A 12,066-nucleotide genomic window follows, 5' to 3' on the forward strand; every position below is an offset into this window, starting at 1 on the left:
CAATTGATCTGTATAAGGCAACAACTAAATCTTTAGTAGGAAATAAAGCATTTAATTTAATGAAAGTCGCTAAGGCGGGAATTGCTGTTCCACCAGGATTTGTCGTTAATAGTGCTGAAAATCTTTCAGATAAAAAAACTTATAAAAATTGTATGATAAATTTATATCTCATGGAAAAGCTTCAGTTAGGTCAAGCTCTGATAAAGAAGATGGAGAAAAGAAATCAGCAGCAGGTATTTATAAAACATTGCTAGATGTTTCTTCTGCTGAAATAGGGATATCTCTTCAGGCAGTAAGAGAATATTCTAGAAAAAGTAAAAATATCCCCGTGATTGTACAAAAGCAGATTGATCCAAAGATGTCTGGAGTGGCTTTTTCAATAAATCCAGTTAATGGAGACAATGATATTTACATTGAATATAACAAAGGACGATGCGAGAATATAGTGTCTGGAAGCATCATCCCCAAAACGGTTTCCTTAAAAAAGAAATCTTACGAAGATAATGGAGACATCCCTTTAACATTGTATGAATACATAATTCGTCTTGAGATGATTTTTAAAGAGCCAGTGGATATTGAGTGGTGTATAGACCATGACGAAAAAGTATGGATATTACAGTGCAGAGCTATAACTGTGATCCCATCTGATTCTTTTCGATATGCATGGTCAACACACGAACCACTTTGGGCAATGGAGCAGGCTTTTAAAACAAGATGTGAAGATGAGGAAAATGAGAGTAGTGAACTTTATCTTCATAGGGAAATTATTTATAGCAGAGATTCAAGCGGAGCGTTTGATTGCTACATTGGGTTGAATGACCACATTTCAGCATTAAAATATTCAATGAAAGTACTTTCTAAACAATATGATGATATTGATCCCATTGAATGTATTGAACGTCCAAAATCATTTTCAAAAGATACTGCTATTGATTATTTCAAACTGCTATCATCACATTACTGCAAATATATCCGGTATTATATGCGTTCAGAACCTATTGTAACTGATATCATTGAAAGGAAGTTGTTATTAAGGTGGTCTCATAATGAAATTGCAGAACTGTTATCAGCTGGTAACGATGACTTAATGTTTCGTGAGCAAGAAGACTTTTCATCTTTAAATGACAATAGTGATTGCAGTATACTTAACCACATAAATAAATACCCTTACCTTGCTATTAACTACAAAACTAAAAAAAGAAATGATAGAAGGAGTGAGAGGACAGTATAAAATAAAGGATAAGAATAAGAATAAGAATAAGAATAAGAATAAGAAGGATAATTTTCAATTGAATCTGGATAGTGATTTAATTTTTTTTAAAAAAATTGTCAATTGAAAGAATGAATGTAAAGAAAGGTTGGGCTGGAGTTTATTTTTACATGTTGGAACTAATGGAGTGGATTTATGAAAACTACAATGTATCTCAGAGTGATTTATATCAATATTATCTTACTGATGACATCGTGGCATTAATCAAAAACAATATTAAGCTGTCACAGGCAGAGAAAAATAAAAGGAACCTCGGTGTGTTAATGAAAAGAAAGAAAAATAAACAAATGACACCGCGCATTTACTTTGGTAAATCATTTGAGAGTAACTATTCACCCACACCATTATTAAACAGCATCCTTTTTGGAATACCATCTCTAAACAGAAATGTTCATGGTATTGTGAAGGTAATTAATTATAAATCAATAGTGGATCCTCAGGATTACATTGATAAAATAATTGTCACGGAAATGACGCAACCTAATATGGTAGCCCTGTTCAGAAAATGCAAGGGGATCATTACAGATGAAGGAGGGATATTGTCACACGCTTGTATACTATCAAGAGAATATAATATTCCTTGTATTGTCGGAACATCAAATTCGACTAAGATTCTCCAAGATGGGGATGAAATTATCATGTGGGCGGATGGCCATATTTCTTATGAATAGACCCCTGAATTCATAGAGTCAGAGCAGCGATTGAAAAAAATGGGTAATGCTTGCAAGACGGAACCCTATCCAATTCAATATGGCATAGAAGCAGATAAAGTAAAGCCATTATTTATATTTTGTGAAACTATTTCTAATTACTTATCAAAAGATATTTATATTTTTTGTGAAGTGACAAATAATTATTCTCTATTTTATAATTCAAATAGTAATGTTTGAAAACAGAGATAATGAACTAAAAAAGAAATGCTGCAATTTGAACATCAAGAGTATTTATTGGATTTAGGGTGAAGACTGATCAGTAAAAATAAAGCTACTATCTTTTTTGAGACAAGAAGCGTATACTTCTTTATTATATCACTTTAATATTTCACAAAGCAGAGGTCTAAAAAGGCACTTTCTTTGGCTTTCGGCGTATTAGCAAGTCCACAAGGTATTTTTGAAATATACTTATTCAGTATTTCCGTAACTTTGTTATACAGTTGATATTTAAGAATTTTAAATCCATAAAAAACAATACGATGTCTATCACCAACGAATCTGAATTAGCCGGAATGCAAAAAATAAGTGAAGCAGTTGCTTATACTTTGAGGGAAATGACTCAATATGCCCGTCCGGGTATGACAACGAAAGAGCTTGACGAATATGGTGGAAAAATACTCGCTGATTTCGGAGCGAAATCAGCACCCTATCTGACCTATGGATTTCCCGGGTGGACCTGCATTAGTGTAGATAACGAATTCTGTCATGGTATTCCTACGGATAACAGGATTCTGAAAGAAGGAGATCTGATCAATATAGATGTATCAGCCGAGCTCGATGGATATTGGGCAGACAATGGAGGTTCTTTTGTAATTGGAAAAGACATCAATCAACACCAAAAACTGGTAGATGCTTCAAAGGAAATCCTGGAAAAAGCAATCAGTAACATCAGAGGTGGTGTAAAAATAGCGGATATCGGTTTCTTAATGGAAAATGAGGCAAAAAAAAGAGGCTATAAAGTGATTAAGAATCTTGGTGGCCATGGAGTAGGAAGAAGTCTGCACGAAGAACCTGATGAGTTGCTGAATTATAAAAACCGCTTTGATACAAGACGCTTTAAAAAGAATTCCGTTGTAGCCATTGAAACATTTATTTCAACATCCTCAAATCTGGCAGTAGAGCTTAAAGACGGCTGGACTATGGTAGGAAATAAAGGTGGCTACATGGCCCAGCACGAACATACCATTGTTGTAACAGACGGAAAACCTGTTATCTTAACAGAAATGAATGGTATATTGAATTGATAATATATTGTGTCGGCTTAACAATCTACAATTAACAAAAACATTTACATTTTTGTAAGTGTTTTTTTATTTACATTAATTGTATTAAATTTAAAAAGCTAACCTCAAAAAACACATTTATGAAAACTTTTGATGAAGATTTTAATGACTTCAGACAAACCTGTACATTTGAAAAATTATTTCTTAAAGAAACATTTTCACCGAGAAAAAAAGATCAGCTATTATTAATTCCCTTCGTTTTTGCTATAGCAGGCTGTATTTTACTGTATTTTAATTGCTGGATATGGGGAATTCTGTTGGCAGTACCCGGCTTTTTTAATCTTATTTTATTATATCATCCTTGTACAAACCAAACAAGCTAAGAGAGAATTAAAGAAGAATAATTTACCTTTCTCTACGTCATTTTATAAATGGAAAGTTCCTGTGCATGATGGAATGAGAATCAGGGAAGTGGCCAAACTTTATAAGGATACCAGCGATGATGTTATTGTAAAAAGAATCAGTATGGCGAAAGAAAAAATCAAAACTGACAAAAGTGAAATATTTATAGACATTCAAAACATTATAAGCTTTTTTGGAAAAAATTTCATAACCCTTTTTCTAGGTTTTTTCATGGGATTGTATAGTAAATCTGACCTTTCTGATGAAAATTTTGAAGCATTAATGTCAGTCGTTAAGTTATTGTTTTTCTACGGCTTAATAGTAGCTCTGATGTGGGTGTTTTTTATTAAAAAGAACTTCACGGATATGAATAAGAATAAGAATGAGCAGTATTCCGATTATATTTTCGTATTGGAAAATGTATTGCTGCTGAGAATGTAAGGATGTATCAGATTCTTCATTTGAAGGTATTGAACACCCGATTAATGGCCATGTCTTATTTTCAATTTTGTAGCAAAGAGCTCCTGTGTAATGCTGCTGCTATTTTTTATTTGTATTATTTTGATGTTTATAGATAGTGATACTACCAAGGTTCTATTTAATGAAACAGATCCGGGATTTTCCTATTACACAAAAAATAGCAGGGCTTTGAGAGCGAAATTTATTGAAGGAATTGCGTACTTCAGGCCGGATTTGAAAATAGACCCTTTTGTATTTGAAGAACTCTCTATACATCCGGAAAAGTTTACATTGGATGTGAAAAGGTATATGAAACATGTCCTCCAATATGCGGTTATGGCGGGCATCTTCTTATTCGTATGCTTGATGCTCATGTTGGCTATAGTAAAAACCTGATAAAAATAAACTGTAAATATCTTCGCTTTCCTGAGATAAAGAAGAATATTTCTCAAAAAATTTTTAATTTGGTTTAAAATTAATTGAAAAAACAGATGGTGGAAAACTTTATTTATTACCTGGGATTGGTTCTGGTCATTATTGGGGCTATTATGCTGGCCAATCGTTTAAAAGTAGCGTATCCTATTATATTGGTTATTGCAGGGCTGCTGATCAGTTTTATCCCCGGACTGCCGGTTATTAAAATTGACCCCGAGCTGATATTCATTATTTTTCTGCCTCCGCTTTTATATGAAGCTGCCTTTGCCGTATCCTGGAAGGAAATATGGAAGCTAAGGAGAATCATTACCAGTTTTGCTTTCATTGTGGTATTTCTTACGGCAATATCGGTAGCATTTGTTGCCAATTCATACATTCCCGGATTTTCACTTGCATTAGGTTTTGTATTAGGAGGAATAGTATCACCACCGGATGCAGTAAGTGCGGGAGCTATTTTAAAATTCGTAAAAGTCCCTAAAAATGTTTCTACTGTCTTGGAGGGGGAAAGTTTATTCAATGATGCTTCCTCACTGATTATTTTCAGATTTGCAATGGTGGCCGTAGCTACAGGGCAGTTTGTATGGCAGGAAGCAGCTTTGAGCTTTGGCTGGATGGTATTCGGCGGGCTGGGAATAGGCGTGATGTTAGCTTATATTTTCCTGAAAATTGAAAAAATATTTCCTACAGATGTCAATATGGATGCCATTCTCAGTCTGGTAGCGCCTTATGTTATGTATATTGCGGCAGAAGAAGTTCATGCTTCCGGAGTGCTGGCAGTTGTAAGCGGAGGTTTATTTCTTTCCGTAAGGAGACATGAAATTTTCCGCACCTCAGAATCGAGGTTAAGAGGCTCTAATGTCTGGGAAAGCTTTGTATTTCTGATCAATGGAATTGTATTTTTGCTGATCGGATTAGATCTGCCGGAAATTATGATAGGATTGGATAAAGAGGGAATCGGCTTATCTGAAGCGGTAGGCTATGGGTTGTTGGTAACCGCAGTACTGGTCATAGTCCGTTTCCTGGCTTCCTTCGGAGCTGTTCTTATCACTCTGATTATGCGGAATTTTATTAACGTGGCAGACAGGGATCCGGGGATGAAAGCACCGGTACTGATGAGTTGGACCGGAATGCGTGGGGTGGTTTCCTTAGCTGCAGCATTATCCATTCCTGTTGTGATGGAAAACGGACAGCCATTCCCACATAGGGATTTTATTCTCTTTATCACTTTTATTGTGATTCTTGCTACTCTGATTATTCAGGGACTCACTTTACCGGCACTGATCAGGAAACTCAATCTATCCGATACCAATGGAGGATATATGTCTGAAGAAGAATCGGAATATTTTCTGCGGAAGGAAATGCGCCGCATAGCCTTGAAATACCTGAATGAAAATTACAAAGATAGGCGAAATGAAAATGAATATTTCAACAGGCTGATGGACCGGTGGGAACAGGAAGATAAAGAAAACTCTGTGCACAAGCTTTCAGATGAGGCTAAAGAAATCTATTTCGAAACCCTTGAACAACAACGGATCTGGCTCCGGGAAGAAAACAGACGCAACCCGAATATTGATGAAGAATACATAAGACATTATTTAACAAGACTGGATCTTGAAGAAGAAAGGCTCAGAATGTAAAAATAAATGGAATGAAAAATTTAAAAAAACAGTTCGGGCAGTTTCCCGATGAAAAAAGAAAAGAATATTTTAATACACTTCCCAATTATCTGAACGGGAGATTTCAGAATATATTGACAACACCTCCTCTATTGGAAGGAGAAAGTATGACAAAAGTACTGCTTCATACCCTGTGTAAGGTGGAAAATACATCACCTAAAAAGGCACTTCCGTTTGTAATAACGGATCTGAAAAACCTTCAGCCTGACGAAAATGTTTTGGTGTGGTTCGGGCACAGCTCGTATTTTATACAGGCAGATGGCAAAAAATTCCTGATAGATCCCGTTTTCAGTGGGAACGCTTCCCCGATGCCGGGTTCCATAAAAGCTTTCCAGGGAGCCGATTACTATAAGCCGGAACATATGCCGGATATAGATTTTCTGCTTATTTCGCATGACCATTGGGATCATCTTGATTATAAAACCGTTCAGGAAATAAAAGATAAGGTCGGTAAAGTTATCTGTGGCTTAGGTACCGGCCAGCATTTTGAATACTGGGGCTGGGATGTTGACAAAATCATTGAAAAAAACTGGTGGGAAAGTATAGATCTTGCAGAGGATTTCAGAATCACCCTTACACCGGCACGGCATTTTTCCGGCAGATTGCTGAACCGTAACATCTCACTCTGGACTTCCTTTGTTTTAAAAACTCCCACAAAAAACCTGTTTTTAGGAGGTGACAGCGGATATGGAAACCATTTTGCAGAAATTGGAAACAAGTACGGTCCTTTTGATCTTGCTGTTATGGAAAACGGACAGTATAATGAAAAGTGGCCTTATATTCATACTTTACCGGAACAGCTTATGACAGAATTACAGGAACTTAAGGCCAAAAACTTTATTCCGGTACATCATTCAAAATTCAAACTTGCGCAGCATGTATGGTATGAGCCCCTGGAACTGGCTGCCAGATATGCCGGAGAAAACAATATTAAAATCACACTTCCAAAAATCGGAGAGAAAGTTGATCTGAACCGCCTGGACGATACTACATGGTTAAATTGGTGGGAAGAATATAGGTAAGAAAATAGTAGGGCCCGGGTGTTGTATAAAAATAAAACCCGCCCATCAGGACAGGTTTCTTCTTATTATCAAAAAATTAGATTACTGAGGCTCCTTATGGTTTACCTTAGTATGAATGATGTCGTAAAATACAGCAGGATTGCTAGCATCAGGTGTAATTCTGTAAGTGAATGTCGTTTCGTTAAGCACCAGAATATCCACTACACGGGTGAAAGTTGCTGTTGTAATGGTTCTCTTTTTTCCGTCCGGCGATATGGACCATGTTCCTTCAGATCTCAAAACATCGTTCAGTCCGAAAATTTTGAAGGTTCCGTTAGCCTTAAAATAAGAATATCCTACATAACCAGCCACACTATTATTATCTAGCGCTACGTTGTTCCCGTCTTTATCTTTAGCCCCTGTAGTTTCCCATGGGGTAGAAGCCAAAGTAAGCTGTCCGTTGCTTGGCTCAGCGTGAGAAGTTCTTGTATGGATGATATCATAATAGATAGTCTGATCATTGGCATTAGGACGAATTCTGTAGGTGAATTCATTTTTATTTAAAACCAGAATCTCAACATCGCGGGTAAAGATAGTCGTTCCGTCCGGGTTTAATGACGCAATGGTTCTTGTTTTTCCCTGGGCATCTACAGACCATGTTCCCATTGATCTCAAAACATCATTCAGGTTGTAGATGGCAAAATTTCCGTTTGTCCTGAAGTAAGCAAAACCAACATATCCGGCAACACTGGCATCCGTTAACGCCACATTATTTCCATTTTTATCTTTAGCTCCCGTAGTTTCCCATGGAGTAGAAGACAAAACCTGTGAAGGAGTTTGCTGTTCTACAGTAATCTCGTCATCATGATCAGAACATGCTACGAAAGGTGCAGACAGAAATGCCGCTGCCAATAAATAAGATAATTTTTTCAGTGTATTCATACATGGATTTTTAAGTCTTTGCAAACTTATCCTTAATAAATAGTATAACGTTGTATAAAATATCTCTTTTGTTGTCGAAAATATAACAAATAGGAAATGACACCGTTAAAATAATATTGACATCCGGTTACCCAAAGACTCTTCCAGCTTTTGTACCTTTTCCAAAAACTCTATTTTTGGATATGAATAACAGAAACCGTGGAAAAAATACAGGAGATGACACTTTATTTGCTTCCGAAAAGCAAATCAGTAAACTAAAATCTGCTGTTCAGGATATGCAATACCTGCTCACGAGAGGGTATCCTGAAAAAGCTTCAGCTGAGCTGGCAGGAAACCGGTATAGATTTAAATCGCGCCAGATACAGGCTTTAAGAGGAGCTTCAGCATCAGAAATGCAGATTAAGAACCGGAAACTAAAACGGTTAGAAGCTGCAGACCTGAAAGAAAAGAACGTGTATCTTGATGGGTTCAATGTTTTGATTTTGCTGGAAAGCTTATTTTCCGGAGCTTATATTTTCGAAGGAGCAGACGGCTGTTTCCGTGATTTGTCCGGCGTTCATGGAACATATAAAAGAGTGAGCCAGACAATGAGTGCAATGGATGCTGTGGCCTTATTTTTCAGAAAAAATCAGCTTAAGAAGCTGGTGTGGATCTTTGACCAGCCGGTTTCCAACAGTGGAAGAATCAAACAGCTCATTCTTGATTTTGCGGTAGAAAATAATCTTAACTGGGAAGCAGAATTACAATATAATCCGGATAAATTCCTGGCAGAAAGCTCTGAAATAATCATTTCCTCCGATGCCTGGATTCTGGATCATTGTAAAAAATGGTTTAACCTCATCGGATACCTGATCGAAGAGGAAAACCTTTCTGTGAATCTAATCAGAATGCTGTAAAATGAATGAGATTGAAAAATATATTCCTCTGATTTCAGATTCCTGGAAAGAAAAATACCAGGCTATCCTGAATAATGAGTATCTAAAAAACATAGAACAGAATATCCGGAAATTTCAGGTAAACACCCTGGAATGGAATCTGCCTTATTTTAATGAAGAATTAAGAGTAAACAGAAAAGAAAGCTTTGAAAAATTCATTACTGTATTGGAAACCAACACTACTGATGAGGTAAAAGCCCAACTTTTAGAAGAAATTCCTTTTGAAGACTGGCTTATAGCACTGGGACAAAGACTGACTTCAGCAAGCATCCGGGATGAACGTGCAGTTCCGCCGCTTAAAAATATATTGGTTAAAGCCTGTGAGGAACCTTTCAATAATGAAATCACTATTGCCCAGAGAGCCTGGGAAAAACACACCGGAAGAATGGATGATGGTTTCTGGGGAGAAATCAAAGGAAATAATCAGCAGAAACAGCAAAATGTAATGGCAAAGGTTCATTATATCCTGGCTCATACAACCTGGTGGAATGTATTTTTCCATTACAAACACGGACTTGTTTTTGAAGTAAGGGAAAAAGAAGGTCATGGAATACGTTGGGGACACGGAGGTACAAAGCTGATAGGATTTCTGGAGCCATTTATTAATGAATAAAGTATATCCACATCTCTTTCTTAACTGTGCAAAAAGATTGCGTACTATGAATCTAATTTTGATGCCCGCAAAACATTAACAAATGAATACATACATTGATATTGGCATTAATCTGACCAATAAACAGTTCCATAAAGAACATGACGAAATTATCAACCGTGCCCTGGGTCATGGTGTTGAACAGATGATTCTCACAGGAACAAGTGTGAAAGGAAGTAAAGAAGCTGCCGGAATAGCAGAAGAATATCCTGATATTCTATTTTCAACAGCAGGAATTCATCCTCATGATGCTAAATCTTTTAATCAGGAGAGCATCAGTGAACTCAAAAAATTACTGAGACAGGATCAGGTAATTTCAGTAGGAGAGTGCGGGCTGGATTTCGATCGTGATTTCTCACCAAGGCCTATACAGGAAAAATGCTATAAAGCTCAGCTGGAACTGGCAATAGAAGTTAATAAACCTCTTTTTCTCCACGAAAGATCGGCATTCAGAAGATTTAATGAGATAACGGATACGTATCTTTCAGAGTTGCCTGAGGCTGTAGTACATTGTTTTACCGGGACATTGGAAGAAGCAAAAATTTATCTGGATAAAGGATATTATTTAGGATTTACCGGAGCAATCAGTGATGAAAAGAGATTTAAACACCTGGAAGAGGTGATACGGTATGTTCCTTTGGACAGAATAATGATTGAAACAGATGCTCCATTCTTGCTACCGAAAAATATGCCCAGAATTCAGAACAGACGCAATGAACCCTCTTTTTTACCTTATGTAGCACAGACCATTGCACATCTGAAAAAAATCAGCATTTCCGAAGTAGCAGATGAAACCACAGAAACCGCCAGAAATTTTTTCAGGCTATAAAAAAGAGCTCTACCTAAATAAGTACAGCTCTTTTTTATTACAATACTGCAATGTTTTTTTTATAAACTTTTAATTGCCGATTCCAAAGCCAGTTTCATCATAGGATTCAAGGCTGTTTCTCTTTCATCAGCAGAAATTTTTTTCATGTGTCGGGATAATGTCTGTAACCGTAAGAATGGTTGCAGCATTTTTTCCTAAGTGCTGTGCATTTGCAAACAATCCAAAAGCTTCCATTTCTACTGCCGGGCAGTTGTATTGGGTAGCAATAGCTGGAATAGCAGGATCTTTTCTGTAGAAAATATCACTACTATGAATATTAATCGCTTTAGCATTCAATGATAATTCTTTAGAGGTCTCATTGATGGTATTAAAGATATTCCCCTGGTGGGAAATAATTTCATCTTCAATTCCCCATGCATATTTAGCATAGGTACTTTCGCTCGCTGCATTCTCAATATTTAAAATATCAAAAAGTTTAAGATCAGTGTTATAGGCACCACAGGTCCCGATCCTGATGATGGTATCTACCTCATATTCTGTAAATAGCTCAAAAGAATAGATCCCAATACTTGGGAAACCCATTCCACTGGCTCCTACAGTGATTTCTTTACCCTTGTAAAGACCTGTATAATAAAATATACCTCTGGTCTTACTTACCAGTTTCGCATTTTCTAAATAGTTTTCTGCAATATACTGTGCACGAAGCGGATCCCCCGGCTGTAATACTACTTTGGCAATTTCTCCTTTTTTTGCACTGATGTGAATACTCATAATGTTATTTTGAATGGACAAAGATAATAACTTTTAGATTGTCTTTATCATTAGGGGAAGTAAAGCTACGGGTGATTTCAAATTGGCATAATGCATAAAATGGTATCAATAAGTATCTTAAATGGGATAGCAACGTATGTATTTTGAAAATACCATATTTTGTTTGCTGAAATTGCAGAATGTAAATAGAGAACAATAATCGAATAATACTGAGCAGGTATAGTGATGGAGAGCCGCTTATTTTTGCAGCATTCAATCCATTAAAAATATAAAATGAGAATAGAACATATTGCTATCTGGGTAAAAGATCTTGAAAAAATCAGAGCATTTTATGAGAAGTATTTTGGAGCTGTCTCCAATGAAAAATATCATAATCCTGTCAAAAATTTTCAATCCTATTTCTTACGTTTTGATAATGGGTGCCGGCTTGAAATCATGACCAGGCCGGATATTAAAGAAAACGAAAACACTTACGGGTCACAGCAGTTTGGATTCATCCATCTGGCATTTTCTGCTGAAAGTAAGGAGAAAGTGGATGAACTTACGGAAACTTTAAGAAAAGATGGCTACACTATAGCCGGTGAACCGCGTATTACAGGAGATGGTTACTACGAAAGTGTGATCCTGGACCCGGAAAGCAACATCATTGAAATCGTTGCCTGAAAACTCTTATCATGCTCAAACTATCATAATAAAAACGCCAAAATCGCGTATTGTAGCCTTATATACATTCATCAATTTTATCTGCGACAAAAATC

The 12,066-nt window shown here is 36.5% G+C and carries 13 protein-coding genes; 11 read left to right on the forward strand and 2 right to left on the reverse strand.

Translation table 11 applies throughout. The annotated features are described in order from the left end of the window. The first annotated feature begins 148 nt into the window (after nt 1-148). The 7 genes from HX13_RS16945 to HX13_RS16980 all read left to right on the forward strand — a co-directional run bounded on the left by HX13_RS16945 (nt 149) and on the right by HX13_RS16980 (nt 7,200). Nucleotides 149-1,231, forward strand: a complete 1,083-nt coding sequence (locus HX13_RS16945) for a PEP/pyruvate-binding domain-containing protein (protein ID WP_128572471.1) — start codon at nt 149-151, stop codon at nt 1,229-1,231. A gap of 95 nt (nt 1,232-1,326) precedes the next feature. Beyond that, nucleotides 1,327-1,941, forward strand: a complete 615-nt coding sequence (locus HX13_RS16950; RefSeq protein WP_238555446.1) for a PEP-utilizing enzyme — start codon at nt 1,327-1,329, stop codon at nt 1,939-1,941. Nucleotides 1,942-2,462: 521 nt separating this feature from the next. Then, complete coding sequence (gene map, locus HX13_RS16955) at nt 2,463-3,227, forward strand: type I methionyl aminopeptidase (RefSeq protein ID WP_050022068.1); 765 nt, start codon at nt 2,463-2,465, stop codon at nt 3,225-3,227. 435 nt (nt 3,228-3,662) lie between these two features. Further along, the gene (locus HX13_RS16965) at nt 3,663-4,049 is read left to right on the forward strand and encodes a hypothetical protein (protein WP_050022070.1); all 387 of its coding nucleotides are present in this window, start codon (nt 3,663-3,665) and stop codon (nt 4,047-4,049) included. A gap of 207 nt (nt 4,050-4,256) precedes the next feature. Beyond that, nucleotides 4,257-4,463 (forward strand): hypothetical protein, encoded by a 207-nt coding sequence (locus HX13_RS22225; protein WP_128572472.1) that lies wholly within the window; start codon nt 4,257-4,259, stop codon nt 4,461-4,463. 95 nt (nt 4,464-4,558) lie between these two features. Then, a complete protein-coding gene (locus HX13_RS16975) occupies nt 4,559-6,139 on the forward strand; it encodes a Na+/H+ antiporter (protein ID WP_050022130.1) in 1,581 nt (526 codons plus the stop codon). Between the two features lie 11 nt (nt 6,140-6,150). Continuing rightward, nucleotides 6,151-7,200: an MBL fold metallo-hydrolase gene (locus HX13_RS16980; protein ID WP_050022072.1), complete on the forward strand. Its 1,050-nt coding sequence runs from the start codon at nt 6,151-6,153 to the stop codon at nt 7,198-7,200. A gap of 81 nt (nt 7,201-7,281) precedes the next feature. Here HX13_RS16980 and HX13_RS22230 read toward each other — a convergent pair whose 3' ends face one another. Next, on the reverse strand, nt 7,282-8,121 hold the full coding sequence (locus HX13_RS22230; RefSeq protein WP_128572473.1) for a DUF4822 domain-containing protein: 840 nt from the start codon (nt 8,119-8,121) through the stop codon (nt 7,282-7,284). Nucleotides 8,122-8,303: 182 nt separating this feature from the next. Between HX13_RS22230 and HX13_RS16990 the strand changes: the two genes are divergently transcribed. The 3 genes from HX13_RS16990 to HX13_RS17000 all read left to right on the forward strand — a co-directional run bounded on the left by HX13_RS16990 (nt 8,304) and on the right by HX13_RS17000 (nt 10,537). Beyond that, nucleotides 8,304-9,017: a DUF434 domain-containing protein gene (locus HX13_RS16990; protein WP_050022073.1), complete on the forward strand. Its 714-nt coding sequence runs from the start codon at nt 8,304-8,306 to the stop codon at nt 9,015-9,017. A gap of 1 nt (nt 9,018) precedes the next feature. Next, nucleotides 9,019-9,669, forward strand: coding sequence for a hypothetical protein (locus tag HX13_RS16995; protein WP_050022074.1), 651 nt, complete (start codon nt 9,019-9,021; stop codon nt 9,667-9,669). 82 nt (nt 9,670-9,751) lie between these two features. Further along, on the forward strand, nt 9,752-10,537 hold the full coding sequence (locus HX13_RS17000) for a TatD family hydrolase (protein WP_050022075.1): 786 nt from the start codon (nt 9,752-9,754) through the stop codon (nt 10,535-10,537). Between the two features lie 126 nt (nt 10,538-10,663). Here the strand turns inward: HX13_RS17000 and HX13_RS17005 are convergent, their stop codons facing one another. Then, a complete protein-coding gene (locus tag HX13_RS17005; protein ID WP_238555447.1) occupies nt 10,664-11,308 on the reverse strand; it encodes a purine-nucleoside phosphorylase in 645 nt (214 codons plus the stop codon). 273 nt (nt 11,309-11,581) lie between these two features. On the opposite strand from HX13_RS17005, the gene HX13_RS17010 reads away from it, so the two are divergent. Further along, nucleotides 11,582-11,971 (forward strand): VOC family protein, encoded by a 390-nt coding sequence (locus HX13_RS17010; protein ID WP_050022076.1) that lies wholly within the window; start codon nt 11,582-11,584, stop codon nt 11,969-11,971. The last annotated feature ends 95 nt before the right edge of the window (nt 11,972-12,066 follow it).

The organism is Chryseobacterium sp. P1-3, assembly GCF_000738495.1.
Classification (GTDB): domain Bacteria; phylum Bacteroidota; class Bacteroidia; order Flavobacteriales; family Weeksellaceae; genus Chryseobacterium; species Chryseobacterium gallinarum.